The following is an 18,586-nucleotide window of genomic DNA, read 5'->3' as shown; positions in this document are numbered from 1 at the left end:
TCAGTACTCCACGTCCTGCGAGGATCGCCGGCGGACGACCGTGACCTCGTCGCGCTGGTTGCCGGTCGGTCCCAGGTAGTTGAAGGCGTACGACAGCTGGGCGTAGCCGCCGATCAGATGGCTCGGTTTGATCAGCAGGCGGGTCAGGGAGTTGTGGATGCCGCCGCGCCTGCCGGTGGTCTCGGTGCGCGGGACGTCGATCAGCCGGTCCTGGGCGTGGTGCATGTAGACGGTGCCCTCGGGCATCCGGTGCGAGACGACCGCTCGTGCGGCGACCACGCCGTTGCGGTTGACCGCCTCGATCCAGTCGTTGTCCCGTACGCCGATCTTCGCCGCGTCGGCGGTGGACATCCACAGGGTCGGCCCGCCCCGGGACAGCGAGAGCATGAACAGGTTGTCCTGGTACTCGGAGTGGATGGACCACTTGTTGTGCGGGGTCAGGTAGCGCAGGGTCACGCCGAGTTCGCCCCGCTCGCCGAGGTGTGGCTCGCCGAACAGGGCGTGCATGTCCAGTGGTGGCCGGTAGACGGGGAGTTGCTCGCCCAGCGCGGTGATCCAGTCGTGGTCGAGGTAGAAGTGCTGGCGTCCGGTGAGGGTGTGCCAGGGCTTGAGTCGTTCGACGTTGACGGTGAACGGCGAGTAGCGGCGTCCGCCGGTCTCCGAACCGGACCACTCGGGGCTGGTGATGACCGGGACGGGCGCTGCCTGGGTGTCGGCGAAGGTGATCCGCTTGCCCTCGTGCTCGGCGGCCAGGTCGGCCAGCGGCCGGCCGGTGCGGGCCTCCAGGGTGCGGAAGCCCTGGGTGGCGAGGTGGCCGTTGGTGGTGCCGGACAGGGCGAGGATGGCCTCGCAGGCCTGGGCGTCCCGGGCGATCGACGGGCGCCCGTCGGCCGCTCCCCCGCGCACGGTGCCGTTCTTGTGCCGCAGGTAGTCCAGTTCACGCTCCACGTGGAAGGTGACACCCTTGGTGGTCGCGCCGAGGCTGTCGAGCAGCGGGCCGAGCGCGGCCATCTTCTCCGCCACGGCGCCGTAGTCGCGCTCCACGGTGATCAGTTTCGGCATGGTCCGGCCGGGCACGGGGTCGCACTCGCCCGCCTTCCAGTCGCGGACCGTGCCGTGCGGGTTGGCCAGTTCGTCGGGGGTGTCGTGCAGCAGCGGCGCGGCCACCACGTCCCGGCGCGCCCCGAGGTGCGTGGCGGCCTGGCGGCTGAACTCGCGGGCCAGGGTGTGGAAGGCGTCCCAGTCGGTGCGGGTCTGCCAGGGCGGGGCGATGGCCGGGTTGAAGGCGTGCACGAACGGGTGCATGTCCGTGCTCGACAGGTCGTGCTTCTCGTACCAGGTCGCGGCCGGCAGGACCACGTCGGAGAACAGCGTGGTGCTGGTCATGCGGAAGTCGAGGGTCAGCAGCAGGTCGAGCTTGCCCTCCGGGGCCTGCTCCCGCCACACCACGTCCCGCGGGCGCGCCCCGGGCGGGGCCTCGGTGGCGCGCACCGAGGAGTCGGCGCCCAGCAGGTGCTTGAGGAAGTACTCGTTGCCCTTGGCCGAGGAGCCCAGCAGGTTGGCCCGCCACACGGTCAGGACGCGGGGGAAGTTCTCCGGCGCGTCCGGGTCCTCGCCCGCGAACCGCAGCCGCCCCGAGCGCAGTTCACCGACCACGTGCTCCGCGACGTCCCGTCCCGCCCGGTCGGCCTCGTCCGCCAGGTCCAGCGGGTTGCGGTCGAAGGTCGGGTACGACGGCATCCAGCCCATCCGCGCGGAGGCGGCGATCACGTCGGCCGTGGTCCGGTCCGCGAAGGGGCCGCCCGCGCCGGCCGCCGCGAGGGTGCCGGCGGAGAACGGGTCGTAGCGGAACTGGTCGCTGTGCAGGTACCAGTAGGCGGTCTGGATCATCTGCCGGGCCGGGCGGTGCCAGTCGGCTGCGGTGGCGATCGACTGGTAGCCGGTGATGGGGCGGACCTTCTCCTGCCCCACGTAGTGGGCCCAGCCGCCGCCGTTGACGCCCTGGCAGCCGGTCAGCGTGGTCAGGGTCAGGAAGGCGCGGTAGATGGTGTCCGAGTGGAACCAGTGGTTGGTGCCCGCGCCCATCACGATCATCGAACGGCCGCCGGAATCCTCGGCGTTGGCCGCGAACTCGCGGGCGATCCGGGCCGCGCGTCCGGCGTCCACGCCCGTGATCGCGGCCTGCCAGGCCGGGGTGTACGGTTCGCCCGCGTCGTCGTATCCGGCCGGCCACCGGCCCGGCAGGCCCGCGCGGGCCACGCCGTACTGGGCGAGGAGCAGGTCGTACACCGTGGTCACGGTACGGCCGGCGATCCGGCGCACCGGGACTCCGCGCAGCAGGCTCCCCGCGCTCCCGTCCGGGGCGTCGAACCGGGGCAGTTCGACGGCGACCGGGGCCTGTCCTCCGCCCTCGGCGGACAGCAGGGGGTCGAGGTCGCCGAGGTCCAGATTCCACTTCCCGGTGCCGGACTCGCCGTACCGGTCGCCGAGGGTGCCGCCCGGCACCACCGGCCGCCCGGTGGCCGCGTCCAGCAGCACCGTGCGGAACGCGGCGTGCTCGCTCGCGGCGTGCTCGCCGCCGAGGTCGGCCGCGGTCAGGAACTTGCCGGGCCGGTACGCGGGCGGCCGCCCGCCGGGGCCGCCGGCCCCGGCCGCCGCACCCGGACGGTCCTGGCCGCCTGTCTCCTCCGGTCCGTCCTGGCCGTCCGTGATCTCGTCGAGGACGACCAGGAACGGCAGGTCCGTGTACCGCTTGACGTAGTGGGTGAAGTACGGCGTGGGCCGGTCGACGAAGAACTCCTTGAGGACCACGTGCCCCATGGCCATCGCCAGGGCCCCGTCGGTGCCGGGCTGCGGGGCCAGCCACTCGTCGGCGAACTTCACGTTGTCCGCGTAGTCCGGGGAGACCGCCACGACCTTCTGGCCGCGGTAGCGCGCCTCGGCCATCCAGTGGGCGTCCGGGGTGCGGGTCACCGGCAGGTTCGACCCCCACATGATCAGGTAGCCGGCGTCCCACCAGTCCCCCGACTCGGGTACGTCCGTCTGGTCGCCGAACACCTGCGGGGAGGCCACCGGAAGGTCCGCGTACCAGTCGTAGAAGGACAGCATCACGCCGCCGAGCAGCGAGTAGAAGCGGGACCCGGCGGCGTGCGAGACCATCGACATCGCCGGGATCGGCGAGAACCCGGCCAGCCGGTCGGGGCCGTGCTCCTTGATGGTGTGGACGTGCGCGGCGGCGACCATCTCCACCGCCTCGGCCCAACTCGCCCTAACCAGGCCGCCCTTGCCGCGGGCCGTCTTGTAGCGGCGGGCGCGCTCGGGGTCGGAGACGATGTCGGCCCAGGCCGCGACCGGATCGCCGAGCCGGGCTCTGGCCTCCCGGTACATCGTCAGCAGCACACCGCGCACGTAGGGGTAGCGGACCCGGGTCGGCGAGTAGGTGTACCAGGAGAAGGCGGCCCCGCGGGGGCAGCCCCGCGGTTCGTACTCCGGCCGGTCCGGTCCCACCGACGGGTAGTCCGTCTGCTGCGCCTCCCAGGTGATGATGCCGTCCTTGACGAACACCTTCCACGAGCAGGAGCCCGTGCAGTTCACGCCGTGCGTGGAGCGCACCACCTTGTCGTGCGACCACCGGTCCCGGTAGAACTCGTCCGCCTGACGTCCGCCCACCTTGTGCAGGGTGCGCAGGTCCTCGGAGATCTCCGCCCGGGTGAAGAACCGGCGGCTGCGCACCAGGGCCTCCGTCAGTTCACCGTCCAGGGCCGCCCGCGACCGCTCCGGGCTCCTTCCCGTGCTCACCGCGGCACTCCGCTCCCGGGCACGCGACCCGTTCCGTCGTGATCGGTCCGGCCGGGTCCGACTGTACGACCATCGTCCCCCCGATGGTCAACAGCCACGCCCGGAACACGGCCGACGCGCGCGGACGGCCACGCGCACACCGGACCCCCGGGACCGGGGACCGGACCGCGGCGGCGGGCGGCCCGCCGCCCGGTGCGCCGGAGAAGGCCGCGTCGGTCAGGCGGCCGGCTCGGGGAGCGTGCCGCCCGCCGCCGCGCGTACGGCCTCGACCGCTTCCCACTCCTCGGGGCCGAGGGTGGCGAGCGCCGCCGGGAAGACGCCGTCCTGCTCCTTGAGGATGTGGTCGCGCAGCACGGCCATGGCCGCCATCAACCGGTCCGGCCACGAGGGATCCGCGGGCGTGACGCCGTCGGCGGCCTCCGCCAGCACCGCCTCGACAGCACGGTGCTCGGCCTCCAGGGCGGCGATCTGGTCGGGGAAGTCCCCGGCCAGGGCGGGGAACAGCCCGTGCTCCTCCACCCGGGTGTGCGGGCCGAGCACGGTCGCCACCCGGCGGGCGAGGTGCGCGGCCCGGGCCACGTCACCCTCCCGGTGGGCGGTACGGAGATGGCTGATCAGGCGGACGACCTCGTCGTGCTCGCGGGTCAGTTCGTCGATGGCCGCCAGTGACTGGCAGCCGCAGTACTCGCACATCGCGGGGCTCCGGAGGAATTCAGTGGGTCTGGGCGGGCGCCGTACGGCGGGTCACCGCGTGGCGCACGCCGGTGCCGGTGAAGGTCAGTGCCGCCGCCGCGACCACGCCGAGCAGCAGCAGGCCGACCGCGTACGAGCCGTAGGCGCCGTACAGGGAGCCCATCACCAGCGGCGGGACGAAGCCGCCCAGGCCGCCCGCTGCGCCGACGACTCCGGTGACCGAGCCGACCTGCGCGGGCGGGGCCAGCAGCGCCACCAGCGCGAAGGTCGCCCCGCTGGCCGCGCCCAGCGCGGCGGCCATGGACAGGAAGGCGATGGTGCCCACCGGTGCCAGGGCCGGGGTGAGCGACTGCACCAGCGCCGCGGCCAGCACCACGGACAGCGTGCCGGCCAGGATGCGCACGGGTCCGACGCGGTCCGACAGCCAGCCGCCGACCGGGCGCATGGCGACCGCGAGCAGGACGAAGCCGGCCATCCGGTTCGCCGCGTCGGCCTGGGTGAGGCCGTAGCCCGTCTTGAGGTAGGTGGGCAGGTAGACGGAGAAGGCCACGTAGCCGCCGAAGGCCACGGCGTACAGGGCGGACGCCTGCCAGGTGACGCCCAGCCGCAGGGCGGCGGCGAGGCGGTGGGTGAGGGGTTCGGTCGGGACCGTGCGCCCGGGGGCGTCCCGCAGCACCAGCGCGGCCAGCAGGGCGTAGGCCCCGAGGACCGCCGCGGTGATCAGGAAGGGGTTGGCCATGCCGTTCGCGTCCACCAGCTTCACCGTCGTCAGGGCGCTGATCGCGGTGCCGCCCATGCCCATGCCGAAGACGCCTATCGCCAGGCCCCGCCGCTCGGGCGGGAACCAGGCGCTGACGAAGGGCACACCGACGGCGAAGGCGGTGCCGCCGATGCCGAGGAAGAACCCGCCGGCCAGCAGCGCGGCGAGCGAGGAGTGGCCGGCCAGGCCGAGGTAGAGCACCGGCACGATGGTGGCCGCGGACACGATCGGGAACATCACCCGGCCGCCGAAGCGGTCGGTCAGCGCGCCCACCGGGATACGGCCGAGGGAGCCGACCACGACCGGCACGGCGACCAGCAGCGACTGTTCGAACGACGTCAGGTCCAGGGTGTCCCGGAACCGGGGGCCGAGCGGGCTCAGCAGCGCCCACGCCCAGAAGTTCACGGCGAAGCCGACCGTGGCCAGGGCCAGCATCAGCCACGCCCGGCCGGGCACCGGTGTCCTCGACGACACTCCGTCGCTCTGCGTTCTCGGCATGTGGACCATGCTGTCCGTTCCCTTCCTCGTACGGTGGTACGCGCCACCGCTGTCACACCGGCACCGCGGGTCTCGTGCCCGCGTCCCGGAACCCCACAGCCACTGTCCTTGCGCGAGGCCCCGCAACGGCATGGGCCAATCAGTCCTTGCCGCCGGGCAGACGGTCCCTGGGCGGGGTGCCGTCCGGGCCCGCTGCCGGGGACCGGGGCCGAAGTCCCGCCGGTTTTCGTGCGGTCAGGTGGCGGGCAGGGCGCCGGCCCGCGTAGGGCGCGAGTTCCTCACCGAGCCCGCCGTCCGGGAAGGTGATGCGCTGCGAGGCCGGTTCGCCGCGGATCTCCTTCCGGCCGCCGCGGCCGCGCAGCATCATCACCGGCCCGGCCACGGCCAGAGCCGTCCCGGCCGCCTTGAGCAGCGCCCGGGCCCGGCGGTGCGTACCGTCCATCAGGTCTTCCCTTCTTTCATCGCGCCGGTTGTGCAGGGGAGGTGACGTCACGTCAGTGGTGGTCGAGGCGCAGCCGCCAGGCTTCGGGCCCGCGTTCCAGGTACTCCACGGAGAACGCCCCGGGGCTGCGCTGCTCGATCTGGGCGAGCAGCGGCTTGGGGTCGTGCGGGGCGACCAGCACCATGGCGTGCCCCACCGGGACGGCGTCGAGCGCGCCGAACACGGTGGCGTGGCGCAGGGCGTGCGGCACGCCGCGCACGTCGAGCTCGGGTTCGGGCTCGGCCGTCTCCTCCGCGCCACCGCAGCCGCAGTCTCCGCCGCACGCGCCGGCCTCCTCGTCGTCGCGGTCCCGCGGGCCGTGTCCGTGGTCGGCCTCCGGACCCGGCGCGGGGATGGGTCCCGGCGCGGGGATGGGTCCCGGCGCGTGGATGGGTCCCGGCGCGGTGTGCGGTCCCGTCGCGAGCCGCTGGTGCATGTCCGAGAGCAGCGTCGCCAGGGAGACGTCCGGTGCCACGGCGAGCAGCGGCAGCACCAGCCCGTTCTCCTTGGCGAGGTGTTCGGCGAAGAGGACCTGCAGGGCCCGTGCGTCGGCCACCGCCCCCGAGGGCCGGGTCGAGGTGCGCAGCGCGTCGACGAGCTCGGTGAGACAGCGGTGTTCGGCGATCAGGAACTCGACGAGCAGGCGTGCCTCGGGCAGGGCGTGCGCGGCGGGGTAGAGCGCGGCCTCCTCGGCGGCCGCGTGCGGCAGGAGTGAGCGGTCGCAGAAGGCGACCAGGCCGGCGCGGATCCGTTCGGCGGCGCCCGGGTCCCGGTCCACGGCGGTGAGCAGCATCGTCACCCGTCCGGTCAGCTCCCCGGCCAGGCGGGCGTGATGCGCCTCGGCGGTCTGCAGGGCCGTGGCGTCCTCGGGGGTGGAGGCGAGGGTGAGCGCGCTCATGGCGGTGTCTCCAACGGGTCGCGGCCGGCATGGCCGGCCGGTGCGGGTGCGTGGGCTCGTCCGGAGCGGGGCGGGCGCGGTGCCGCGGGCGCCTGCACCGGACGGGCGGATGCCGCGTCCGGCCGCGGTGGGCGGCCGGACGCACGACCGAACCGGGTGACACGCGCCGTACGCGCCAGGGCCGCCGGAGCCGGTACCGGGGAGGGCCCGCCCCGGCGGTCATGACATGCGGTCGTACCGGACAGATGGGCATCTGCGGTTCGATCACTGTCAGCATGCACCGCCGGACCCGGCCGTCCACCCGTCCGACCGGTCCCGGTCCTCGGGACCATTGGGCCCGGTCGGGACCCCTGGGACAGGGCCGGGAGGGCCGTGCGCGGGGACCGCCGGGCCCAGGTGCGCGGGGCTTCCCGGGGCCTAGGTTCCTGGCCATGGAGAACGATCAGAACGGGCGGCGCCGCACGCCGCGCGGCGCTCAGGACTGGCCGCTCGCGGGGCGGCGGCTGCTGACGCGCGGTGAGGTGTCGGCCGACGGGCGCGCCGTGTTCGGCACCAACGACGGCGCGTGGGAGGGCTTCTACCGGGACCGCTGGGCGCACGACAAGGTCGTCCGCTCCACCCACGGCGTCAACTGCACCGGTTCCTGCTCGTGGATGGTGTACGTCAAGGACGGCATCATCACCTGGGAGCACCAGGCCACGGACTACCCCTCGATCGGCGCCGACTGCCCCGAGTACGAGCCGCGGGGCTGCCCGCGCGGAGCGTCGTTCTCCTGGTACACGTACTCCCCCAGCCGGGTCCGCTACCCGTATGTGCGCGGCGCGTTGCTGAAGTTGTGGCGGGAGGCGCGGCGGCGGCTGGGCGACCCGGTTGCGGCCTGGGCGGAGATCACCTCCGATCCGGCGAAGGCGCGGGCGTACAAGCGGGCGCGCGGCAAGGGCGGCCTGGTGCGCGCGGACTGGGACGAGGTGGCCGAGCTGGTGGCCGCCGCCCACGTCCACACCATCAAGGCCTACGGCCCCGACCGAGTGGCGGGCTTCTCGCCGATACCGGCGATGTCCATGGCGTCCTTCGCCGCCGGCTCCCGGTTCATGTCGCTGATCGGCGGCACGCTGCTGTCGTTCTACGACTGGTACGCCGACCTGCCGGTCGCCTCGCCGCAGGTGTTCGGCGACCAGACCGACGTGCCCGAGGCGGCGGACTGGTGGAACGCGGGCTATCTGGTCATGTGGGGTTCCAACATCCCCGTCACCCGCACCCCGGACGCCCACTTCCTCACCGAGACCCGCTACAACGGCACCAAGGTCGTCGCCGTCAGCCCCGACTACGCGGACAACGTCAAGTTCGCCGACGAGTGGCTGGCCCCGCATCCGGGCACGGACGGGGCGCTGGCGATGGCCATGGGGCACGTGATCCTGCGGGAGTTCCTGGTCGACCGCGAAGTGCCCTACTTCCGCGACTACCTGCGGACCTACACGGACGCACCGTTCCTGATAACCCTGCGCGAGAGTGCCCACGGGCTCGTCCCGGACGGGTTCCTGACCGCCGCCGACCTCGGCGGCGAGAACGCAGAGAACGCGGCGCGCCCGGAGAACGCGGCGAACACGGCGAGCGCCGAGAACGCCGAGTTCAAGACGGTGCTGCTGGACCGGGCCACCGGCGAGCCGGTGGTCCCGGGCGGCTCGCTCGGCTTCCGGTGGGGGGAAGCCGGGCAGGGCCGCTGGAACCTCGACCTGGGCGGCGTGGAACCCGAGTTGAGCCTGCTGGAGCGGGCCGACGAGACGGTCGAGGTCGCACTGCCCCGGTTCGACGAAGGGGCCACCGAGGGCGGCTCGGTGATGGTGCGCGGAGTGCCCGCCCTGCGGCTCGGCGGGCACCTCGTCACCACCGTCTTCGATCTCATGCTCGCCCAGTACGGCGTGGCCCGGCCCGGTCTGCCGGGCAGCTGGCCCGCCTCGTACGAGGACGCGAGCGAGCCGTACACGCCGGCCTGGCAGGAGACCATCACCTCCGTGCCGGCCGGGCAGGCGGCCCGGATCGCCCGGGAGTTCGCCCGCAACGCCGAGCGTACGAACGGCCGGTCGATGATCGCGATGGGGGCGGGCACCAACCACTGGTTCCACTCCGACACGATCTACCGGTCCTTCCTCGCGCTGACCACGATGACCGGCTGCCAGGGCGTCAACGGCGGCGGCTGGGCGCACTACGTGGGGCAGGAGAAGGTCCGTCCGCTGACCGGCTTCCAGCACCTGGCGTTCGCCTTCGACTGGCAGCGCCCCACCCGGCACATGGCGGGCACCTCCTACTGGTACCTGAACACCGACCAGTGGCGCTACGAGGCCTTCGGCCCCGAGGAGCTGGCCTCGCCGCTCGGCGCGGGCCGGTTCAAGGGCAAGGCGTTCGCGGACTGCCTGGCGCAGGCCGTGCGGCTGGGCTGGACGCCGGGCCACCCCGGCTTCAGCCGCAACCCGCTGGACCTGGCCGACGAGGCGGCGGCCCGGGGGCGCGGGGTCGCCGAGCACATCGTGGACGAGCTGAAGTCCGGGCGGCTCGGGTTCGCCGCCGAGGACCCGGACGACCCGGCCAACTTCCCCCGCGTCCTGACCGTGTGGCGGGCGAACCTGCTGGGCTCCTCCGGCAAGGGCAACGAGTACTTCCTGCGCCATCTGCTGGGCACGGACGCGGCGGTCCGCTCCCCGGAGACCCCGCCCGGGGAACGGCCCGAGGAGGTGGTGTGGCACGAGGAGGCCCCCGAGGGCAAGCTCGACCTGCTGGTCTCCATGGACTTCCGGATGACCTCCACCGGCCTGCTCTCCGACGTGGTCCTGCCGGCCGCGACCTGGTACGAGAAGGACGACCTGTCCAGCACGGACATGCACCCCTTCGTGCACGCCTTCACCCCGGCCATCGCCCCGCCGTGGCAGGCCCGCACCGACTACGACACCTTCCTGACCATCGCCGACCGGTTCAGCGAACTCGCGGCCGAGCACCTCGGCACCCGCACCGACGTACTGGCCGTGCCGCTGGCGCACGACACCCCGGACGAACTCGCCCAGCCGGGCGGGGTGGTACGGGACTGGAGGACCGGGGAGTGCGAGCCGGTTCCGGGCCGGACCATGCCCAAGCTGGTCGTGGTCGAGCGGGACTACGCGGCCGTGGCACAGAAGATCCGGGCGGTCGGACCTCTGCTGGACACCCTGGGGACGACCACCAAGGGCGTCACCGTCCACCCGGACCGGGAGATCGACGAGCTGCGCCGGCGCTGCGGCACCGTGCGCGACGGGCTCGCCGCCGGACGTCCCACCCTGGCCACCGCCACCGACATGTGCGAGGCGATCCTCGCGCTGTCCGGCACCACCAACGGCCGCCTGGCGACGGAGGGTTTCCGGGAGCTGGAGCGGCAGACCGGCAGCGAGGGCCTGGTGGAGCTGGCCTCCGAACGCGAGGCCGAGCGGATCACGTTCGCCGACACCCGTACCCAGCCCCGCGCCGTGCTGACCTCGTACGAGTGGTCGGGTTCGGAGGCCGGCGGGCGCCGCTACTCCCCCTTCGTGATCAACGTCGAGCACAAGAAGCCCTGGCACACCCTCACCGGGCGCCAGCACTTCTTCGTCCAGCACGACTGGATGGCCGAGCTCGGCGAACAACTCCCGGTCTACCGGCCGCCGTTGAACGCGATCCGGCACTACGGCGACGAGCACCTGCACGAGGACGGCCGGGCCGAGGTGACCGTGCGCTACCTGACCCCGCACTCCAAGTGGTCCATCCACTCCGAGTACCAGGACAACGCCTACATGCTCGCCCTGTCCCGCGGCGGCCCGGTGATCTGGATGTCCACCGCGGACGCCGAGAAGATCGGCGTGAAGGACAACGAGTGGATCGAGGCGTACAACCGCAACGGCGTCGTGGCCGCCCGTGCCGTGGTCACCCACCGGATGCCCGAGGGCACGGTGTACATGTACCACGCCAAGGACCGCACGGTGAACGTGCCGAAGACCGAGGTCAGCGGCAGGCGCGGCGGCATCCACAACTCGCTGACCCGGCTGCTGCTCAAACCGACCCATCTGGCTGGCGGCTACGCCCAGTTCACCTACGCCTTCAACTACTACGGCCCGACCGGCAACCAGCGTGACGAGGTCACCGTGATCCGCCGCCGCAGCCAGCAAGTGGAGTACTGAGATGCGCGTGATGGCACAGATCGCGATGGTGATGAACCTCGACAAGTGCATCGGGTGTCACACCTGTTCGGTCACCTGCAAGCAGACCTGGACCAACCGGACCGGCGTGGAGTACGCCTGGTTCAACAACGTCGAGACCAAGCCGGGCGTCGGCTATCCACGCCGCTACGAGGACCAGGACCAGTGGAAGGGCGGCTGGACGCTGGACCGCAGGGGCCGGCTGGTGCTGCGCTCCGGCGGCCGGGTCAGGCGGCTGCTGTCGCTGTTCTCCAACCCGGACCTGCCGGCCATCGAGGACTACTACGAGCCGGTGACGTACGACTACGACAACCTGGTCAGCGCCCCCGCGGGCCCGGACATGCCGGTCGCCCGCCCCCGCTCGGTCCTCACCGGCAGACCGACCTCCATCACCTGGGGCGCCAACTGGGAGGACGGCCTGGGCGGCGCGCCCGAGCACGCCGGCGGCGACCCGAACCTGAGCGGCGAGTGGGCCGAGAAGGTCAAGTTCGAGTTCGAGCAGACCTTCCTCTTCCATCTGCCCCGGCTGTGCGAGCACTGCCTGAACCCGGCCTGCGTGTCGGCCTGTCCGTCCGGGGCGATGTACAAGCGGGTCGAGGACGGCATCGTCCTGGTCGACCAGGACCGCTGCCGTGGCTGGCGGATGTGCGTGACGGCGTGCCCGTACAAGAAGGTGTACGTCAACCACGCCACCGGCAAGGCGGAGAAGTGCACGTTCTGCTTCCCGCGCATCGAGGCCGGGCAGCCCACGGTCTGCTCGGAGACGTGCGTGGGCCGGCTGCGCTACCTGGGACTGCTGCTGTACGACGCCGACAAGGTGGGCGAGGCGGCGGCGACCCCCGACGAGCGGGACCTGCTGGACGCCCAGCGCGAGGTCTTCCTCGACCCGCACGACCCCGAGGTGATCGCGGCGGCCCGGGAGTCCGGCATCCCCGAGGACTGGCTGGACGCCGCGCGCCGCTCCCCGGTGTACGCGCTGGTGTCGAAGTACAAGGTGGCGCTCCCGCTGCACCCGGAGTACCGCACGCTGCCGATGGTCTGGTACGTGCCGCCGCTCTCGCCCGTCCTGGACGCGGTGACCGTGGCGGGCGGCGACCAGGACGACCCCGACCACGTCTTCGCCGCCGTCACCCGGCTGCGCATACCGCTGGAGTACCTGGCGAGCCTGTTCACCGCCGGGGACACCGACGTGGTCGCCGGGGTGCTGATGAAGCTGACCGCGCTGCGCTCGTACATGCGCCGGAAGACCCTGGGGGAGGCCGACGACGGGGCCACGGTCCAGGCCGTCGGGCTGACCGCCCGGGAGGCGGAGGACCTGCACCGGCTGCTGGCGGTGGCCAAGTACAAGGACCGGTACGTCGTCCCGGCCGCCCACAAGGAGGACGCGGCCGCACTCACCGCCATGGAGAACCGCTGCCCGGTGGAGAGCTCCGGTGAGCCGGACGGGCGGAAGGTCATGCTCGGCATCCCCACCCTGCGCTGCCGTAACCCCGAAGCCCCCGCCGGAGGCCGCCCGTGAGCCCGCTGCCCTCCCCCAGTGCCGGCCGCCTGGGGGGACCCCCATCCGTCCCCGCCCTCGTGCGCACCCGGCTGCGGGCGGCCGTGCGCCGGCCGTCCTCGCTGACGCCCGAGGAGGTTCAGGACCGGGCCCTGCTGCTGCGGCTGCTGTCGCTGCTGCTGCAGTACCCCGACGCGGAGCTGACCGCCGCGCGGCCCACCGTGGCCGCCGCCGTCCAGGCGCTGCCCCCGTCCCCGGCCGCCGCCGAACTGGCCGCCTTCAGCGAGTGGTGCACCGCGCAGGAGCCGGATGCGCTGGAGCGGCACTACGTCGAGATGTTCGACCTGCGCCGCAAGAGCAGCCTCTACCTCACCTACTACCTGCACGGCGACACCCGCCGCCGCGGCATGGCCCTGCTCACCCTGGCCCGGCGCTACCGGGCCGCGGGCTGGGAGATCGGCGGCGGTGAACTGCCCGACCACCTGCCGGTCGTGCTGGAGTTCGCCGCGCTCGCCGGTCCGCGCGCGGGCGAGGCGCCGCTGCGGCAGCACCGGCGGGGCCTGGAGCTGATCCACCGGGCGCTGAACGACGCGGACTCCCCCTACCGACACGTGTCGGCGGCGCTGCTCACCCTGATGCCGCCGGCCACCGACGCCGACCTGCGGGCCGTGGCCGAGCTGGCCGCGCAGGGCCCGCCGGCCGAGGAGGTCGGCCTGGCCCCCTACGGGTGGGGCGAGTTCGCTCCGCCGGACACCTTCATGCCGCCCGAGCAGGCCCCGCCCGGCCCCACCCGCCCCGCGTCGCCTCCGGAGGGTTCCCGATGAGCACCGCAGTCTCCCCCCTGGCCGCCGCGACCACGAGCGCCGCCGACCTCGCGCTGTGGGTCGCCGTGCCTTACCTCTGCCTCGCCGTGTTCGCCGTCGGGCACGTCTGGCGCTACCGGCAGGACCAGTTCGGCTGGACCTCCCGCACCAGCCAGCTGCTGGAGCACCGCTGGCTGCGCTGGGGCAGCCCGCTGTTCCACCTGGGCGCCTTCATGGTGATCGCCGGGCACGTGGTGGGGCTGGCCGTGCCCGCCGCGTGGACCGCGGCCGCCGGGATCGGCGAGCACGCGTATCACACCACGGCCGTGTGGGCGGGCTCCGTGGCCGGTGCCGCCATGGTCACCGGGCTGGGAATGTTGTGCGCACGGCGGCTGCTGGCCCGCCGCATCCGGCTCGGTACCGACCGCAGCGACAAGGTGCTGTTCCCGCTGCTGTCCGCCACCGTCCTGCTCGGCATCACCGCCACCGCCGCCCACAACGTCTTCGGCCCCGGCTACGACTACCGTGCCACCGTCTCCGTCTGGTTCCGCGGCCTGTTCGCCCTCCAGCCGCAGCCGGAGGCGATCGCCGGTGCGCCCCTTCTGTTCCGCCTGCACGCCCTGACGGCCTGTCTGCTCTTCGCGGCCTGGCCGTTCACGCGGCTGGTGCACGTGTGGAGTGCCCCGGTCGGCTATCTCGTCCGGCCGTATCTGGTCTACCGCGGGCGGGCGGTCCCGGGGCGGACGCCGGGCCGCCGTCCTCCGGCTCGCCCCGCCCGTTCGTCCCGGCGCGCGGCATGATCCACCGGCAGGGGGTCGCCCCCGGCGCCACGCGGGCCGGGCGCGCCGACGGCGTGGCGGCGGGCCGCGGCACGGGCCTGGTGCTGCTGGCCACGGGGGTCGTCGGCTGGCTCGCCTCGTTCCGGCTCGCGGTGGACGACTGGCGGCTGCTCAAGGACCCGGCCTACCGTCCGCCCTGCGACATCAGCCCCGTGGTGAGCTGCGGCAGCGTCATGTCCAGCCGGCAGGGCAGCCTGTTCGGCTTCCCCAACATGCTGCTCGGGCTGGGCGCCTTCGCCGCGGTGGCCGCCCTGGGCGTGGCGGTGCTGGCCGGGGCGCGCCTGCACCGGCGGCTGTGGTGGGCGCTGGACGCCGGGGCGCTGGCGGGGGTGGTGTTCGTGCACTGGCTGCTCGGGCAGTCGCTGTACGAGCTGAACAAGCTCTGCCCCTACTGCGTCGTCGTCTGGGCCGTCACCATCGCCCTGTTCTGGGCCGTGACCCTGCACTGCCTGAACCACGGTGTCGTCCCGGTGCCGCGGGGCGCGCTCACCTTCGTCCGGGACACGCACTGGATGCTGCTCGGCGGCTGGTACGCGGTGCCGGCGCTGCTGGTCCTGACCCGCTTCTGGCCGTACTGGAGCGGTGGCCCGGGGTGATCGGCGCCGCCGGCGGTCCTTCCGCCGGGACCTTCGGCCCCAGCGCGCCGGCGGGGCCACGCACTACGGTCGCCTGAGGAGTGAGGAGGGACCCGCATGTCCGCCACCGTGATCCACGACCTGGCCGCCGAGCGGTCCCCGGCCGGGGACCGCACCCTCAGCCGCGTCCTGTACCGCGACGACCGGCTGCGCGTGGTCGGTTTCTCCTTCGCGGAGGGCCAGGAGCTGACCGAGCACACCTCCGCCCTGCCCGTGGTGATCCAGGTCGTGCGAGGGCGTCTCGCGCTCGACCTGGGCGGGGAGAGGACCGAGGCCGGGCCCGGGAGCTGGATCCGTCTGCCCGCGCGGCTGCCGCACTCCGTGCGCGCCGTCGAGCCCAGCGTCATGCTCCTGACCATGCTGCCCGTCCCGGAGCCCTCCGCGCCCGGCGACGCCGACCCCGACGCCGACACCGAAGCGCTCTAGGCCACCGCCTCCCCGGCCACGGCGACATCCGCATCCCCGGCCACGGCGACGCCCGCCGCCCCGTCCGGGTGCTGCTCGAACTGCGTGCGGTACAGCTCCGCGTACCGGCCGTCCGCCACCAGGAGTTCCTCGTGCGTGCCGCGTTCGACGATCCGGCCGGCCTCGACCACCAGGATCAGGTCCGCGGCGCGCACGGTGGACAGCCGGTGCGCGATCACCACCGCGGTGCGGTCGGCCAGCGCCTCGGCGAGGGCCTCCTGCACCGCCGCCTCCGAGGTGTTGTCCAGGTGCGCGGTCGCCTCGTCGAGGATCACCACCCGCTGCCGGGCGAGCAGCAGCCGGGCGATGGTCATCCGCTGCCGTTCACCGCCGGACAGCCGGTAGCCCCGCTCGCCGACGACGGTGTCGAGGCCGTCCGGCAGGGAGCGGACGAGGTCGTCGAGGCGGGAGCGGCACAGGGCGTCCCACAGTTCCTCGTCGGTCGCCGAGGGGCGGGCCAGCAGCAGGTTGGCGCGCACGGAGTCGTGGAAGAGGTGGCCGTCCTGGGTGACCATGCCGAGGGTCGCCCGCAGGGAGGCCGCGCTCAGGTCGCGCACGTCGACGCCGCCGATGCGCACGGCGCCCTCGTCGACGTCGTAGAGCCGGGGCAGCAGCTGCGCGATCGTCGACTTGCCGGCGCCGGAGGAGCCCACGAGGGCGACCGTCTGCCCGGGTTCGGCGCGGAAGGACAGGCCGTGCAGGACCTCGGCTCCACTGCGGCCGTCGAGGCTCGCCACCTCCTCCAGAGAGGCCAGGGAGACCTTGTCGGCGGACGGGTAGCCGAAGCGGACGTCGTCGAACTCGACCGCCACCGGGCCGTCCGGCACCGCGCGGGCGTCCGGCCGCTCCTCGATCAGCGGCTTCAGGTCGAGCACCTCGAAGACCCGCTCGAAGCTCACCAGGGCGCTCATCACCTCCACGCGCGCTCCGGCGAGCGAGGTCAGCGGCGCGTACAGCCGGGTCAGCAGCAGCGCCAGCGACACCACGGCGCCCGGCTCCAGGGTGCCGCGCAGCGCGAACCAGCCGCCGAGGCCGTAGACGAGGGCCAGCGCCAGGGAGGACACCAGGGTGAGCGCGGTGATGAACGCCGACTGGGCCGTGGCCGTGCGAATGCCGATGTCCCGTACCCGGCGGGCGCGGGCGGCGAACTCCGCCGACTCCTCCTCGGGGCGGCCGAAGAGCTTGACCAGGGTGGCGCCGGGAGCGGAGAAACGCTCGGTCATCCGGGTGCCCATCGCCGCGTTGAGGGTGGCCGCCTCCCGCTGCATCCGCGCCATACGGCTGCCCATCCGCCGGGCCGGCACCACGAACACCGGCAGCAGCACCAGCGCGAGCAGGGTGATCTGCCAGGACAGGGTGAGCATGACGGCGAGGGTGAGCAGCAGCGTGACCACGTTGCTCACCACCCCGGACAGGGTGTTGCTGAACGCGCGCTGGGCGCCGATGACGTCGTTGTTGAGACGGGAGACGAGCGCTCCCGTACGAGTGCGTGTGAAGAACGCGACCGGCATGCGCTGCACATGATCGAAGACTGCCGTCCGCAGATCGAGGATGAGCCCCTCCCCGAGCGTCGCCGACAGGCGTCTGCCGAGGATGCCGAGCGCGGCCTCCGCCACCGCGATCAGCGCGATGAGCAGCGCCAGGCGTACGACCGTGCCGCGGTCGCCCCCCGACACGATCGCGTCGACGACGCGGCCGGCGAGCACGGGGGTCGCCACGGCGAGCAGCGCGGTCACCACCCCGAGGAGGACGAAGTGGGCGATCCGGCGGCGGTGCGGGCGGGCGAACGCGCCGATGCGGCGCAGCGTCGCGCGGGCGAGGGGGCGGCGCTCCTGCTGGGCGGTCATGACGCTGTGCAGCTGCGTCCATGCGGTGGTTTCCATGCTCATGGGAGAGAACCTAGGACCTCAAGCATCGTTGAGGTCAACGTGTGTGCCGCGAAGGACCACCCGATGCCTCCACTCCCCCACCCGCTGTCCCCCGGTAAACCGCCGTCCGTGCCCCCGCCACCCGCCGTTGGCGCGGCCCGGAGAACCTATGCGGACGTGACAGCGCTCCAGCTCCCCGAACTCCCGCCGGGACGCGCGCCCCGGCGCCTCCCCGTCCGCCAGGTCCTGTGCCTGGTCCCGCTCCTGCTCGTGCTGCTGGTCGCGGCGCGGCACCGCTCCGTCCTCGCCGAGGGCTTCGGTCATCTGAGGAGCGCCGAGTGGCCGTGGCTGCTGGCCGCGGCCGGTGCCACCTGCCTGACCTGGGTCGCCGCCGCGTTCACCCGGCAGGGCGCCGTCGTCGAACGGCTGCCCAGACGGCGGCTGCTCGCCACCCAGTTCGCCGCGGGAGCCGCCAACCACCTGCTGCCCACCGGCCTCGGCGCGAGCGCGGTGAACCTGCGCTTCCTGGCGGTGTGCGGGGTGCCGCTCGCCCGCTCCTCCGCCGCGCTCGCCCTGTACCTGCTCGCGGAGACCATCGGCCGGCTGACCCTGCTGGCCGTGCTGTTCGCGGCCTTCCCGGACGCGCTGCGGCTCGGCTCGCTGCTGCCGACGGGCGCGAGGGGGCCGCTGCTGCTCACCGCGGGCGCGGTCCTGCTGGTCGCGTCCGGCGCGCTGGTCTGCGTACGGCGGCTGCGCGGGGCGGTGTCCGGGTTCCTGCGCACCGCGCTGGGCGAGGCCCGCTCGGTGCACGCCCGGCCGGCCCGCGCGCTGGCCCTGTGGGGCGGCTCCTTCGCCTTTCCGGCGCTGCAGGCGGCCGGACTGGCCCTGGTGGGGCGGGCGTTGGGCCTGCCGGTACCGCCCGCGCACATAGCGCTGGCGTACCTGGCGGCGACGGTGGCCGTCGCCCTGGTGCCCACGCCGGGCGGTCTCGGCTCGGTCGACGCCGCCCTGGTCGTGGCCCTGGTGGCCGCGGGCGGACCGGCCGCGCTCACCACGGCGGTCGTCCTGGCCTTCCGCCTCATCACCGTCTGGCTGCCACTGCTGCCGGGGGCCCTGACGCTCGGGGCACTGGTGCGACTGAAAGTCATTTGACC

Annotated in this window: 13 protein-coding genes; 7 read left to right on the top strand and 6 right to left on the bottom strand. The window is 73.5% G+C overall.

Going from position 1 to position 18,586, the window contains the following annotated elements; genetic code table 11:
- The 5 genes from ACIQ9G_RS06090 to ACIQ9G_RS06070 all read right to left on the bottom strand — a co-directional run bounded on the left by ACIQ9G_RS06090 (nt 1) and on the right by ACIQ9G_RS06070 (nt 7,128).
- Nucleotides 1-3,798 (bottom strand): nitrate reductase subunit alpha, encoded by a 3,798-nt coding sequence (locus ACIQ9G_RS06090; protein WP_403607013.1) that lies wholly within the window; start codon nt 3,796-3,798, stop codon nt 1-3.
- Nucleotides 3,799-4,014: 216 nt separating this feature from the next.
- The gene (locus ACIQ9G_RS06085; RefSeq protein ID WP_403607011.1) at nt 4,015-4,491 is read right to left on the bottom strand and encodes a hemerythrin domain-containing protein; all 477 of its coding nucleotides are present in this window, start codon (nt 4,489-4,491) and stop codon (nt 4,015-4,017) included.
- A 19-nt stretch (nt 4,492-4,510) separates the two neighbouring features.
- Nucleotides 4,511-5,758: a nitrate/nitrite transporter gene (locus tag ACIQ9G_RS06080; protein WP_403607009.1), complete on the bottom strand. Its 1,248-nt coding sequence runs from the start codon at nt 5,756-5,758 to the stop codon at nt 4,511-4,513.
- 130 nt (nt 5,759-5,888) lie between these two features.
- The gene (locus tag ACIQ9G_RS06075; protein WP_403607007.1) at nt 5,889-6,191 is read right to left on the bottom strand and encodes a hypothetical protein; all 303 of its coding nucleotides are present in this window, start codon (nt 6,189-6,191) and stop codon (nt 5,889-5,891) included.
- A 52-nt stretch (nt 6,192-6,243) separates the two neighbouring features.
- Nucleotides 6,244-7,128 carry a DUF2249 domain-containing protein gene (locus ACIQ9G_RS06070; protein WP_403607005.1) on the bottom strand — a complete coding sequence of 295 codons (885 nt, stop codon included), beginning with the start codon at nt 7,126-7,128 and terminating at the stop codon, nt 6,244-6,246.
- A 431-nt stretch (nt 7,129-7,559) separates the two neighbouring features.
- On the opposite strand from ACIQ9G_RS06070, the gene ACIQ9G_RS06065 reads away from it, so the two are divergent.
- The 6 genes from ACIQ9G_RS06065 to ACIQ9G_RS06040 all read left to right on the top strand — a co-directional run bounded on the left by ACIQ9G_RS06065 (nt 7,560) and on the right by ACIQ9G_RS06040 (nt 15,525).
- Entirely contained in the window at nt 7,560-11,306 is a 3,747-nt protein-coding gene (locus ACIQ9G_RS06065; RefSeq protein ID WP_403607003.1) for a nitrate reductase subunit alpha, read from the top strand.
- 1 nt (nt 11,307) lies between these two features.
- Nucleotides 11,308-12,843: a nitrate reductase subunit beta gene (narH, locus tag ACIQ9G_RS06060; RefSeq protein WP_403607001.1), complete on the top strand. Its 1,536-nt coding sequence runs from the start codon at nt 11,308-11,310 to the stop codon at nt 12,841-12,843.
- Nucleotides 12,840-13,646 (top strand): nitrate reductase molybdenum cofactor assembly chaperone, encoded by an 807-nt coding sequence (gene narJ, locus ACIQ9G_RS06055; RefSeq protein ID WP_403606999.1) that lies wholly within the window; start codon nt 12,840-12,842, stop codon nt 13,644-13,646. Before narH ends, narJ begins: the two co-directional genes overlap by 4 nt.
- Complete coding sequence (gene narI, locus ACIQ9G_RS06050; protein WP_403606997.1) at nt 13,643-14,425, top strand: respiratory nitrate reductase subunit gamma; 783 nt, start codon at nt 13,643-13,645, stop codon at nt 14,423-14,425. Before narJ ends, narI begins: the two co-directional genes overlap by 4 nt.
- Complete coding sequence (locus ACIQ9G_RS06045) at nt 14,422-15,060, top strand: vitamin K epoxide reductase family protein (RefSeq protein WP_403606995.1); 639 nt, start codon at nt 14,422-14,424, stop codon at nt 15,058-15,060. The genes narI and ACIQ9G_RS06045 overlap by 4 nt, the downstream gene beginning before the upstream one ends.
- Nucleotides 15,061-15,156: 96 nt before the next feature.
- Nucleotides 15,157-15,525: a cupin domain-containing protein gene (locus ACIQ9G_RS06040; RefSeq protein WP_403606993.1), complete on the top strand. Its 369-nt coding sequence runs from the start codon at nt 15,157-15,159 to the stop codon at nt 15,523-15,525.
- Here ACIQ9G_RS06040 and ACIQ9G_RS06035 read toward each other — a convergent pair.
- Nucleotides 15,522-17,453, bottom strand: coding sequence for an ABC transporter ATP-binding protein (locus tag ACIQ9G_RS06035; RefSeq protein ID WP_403606991.1), 1,932 nt, complete (start codon nt 17,451-17,453; stop codon nt 15,522-15,524). The two genes, ACIQ9G_RS06040 and ACIQ9G_RS06035, sit on opposite strands and share 4 nt — an antisense overlap.
- A 156-nt stretch (nt 17,454-17,609) precedes the next feature.
- On the opposite strand from ACIQ9G_RS06035, the gene ACIQ9G_RS06030 reads away from it, so the two are divergent.
- Nucleotides 17,610-18,584: a YbhN family protein gene (locus ACIQ9G_RS06030; protein ID WP_403606989.1), complete on the top strand. Its 975-nt coding sequence runs from the start codon at nt 17,610-17,612 to the stop codon at nt 18,582-18,584.
- Nucleotides 18,585-18,586: the final 2 nt, after the last annotated feature.

It is taken from the genome of Streptomyces sp. NPDC096152 (genome assembly GCF_044763235.1).
GTDB lineage: Bacteria > Actinomycetota > Actinomycetes > Streptomycetales > Streptomycetaceae > Streptomyces.
The sequence above is the reverse complement of the archived record's forward strand: the minus strand, read 5'-3'. Positions and strand labels throughout refer to the sequence as shown.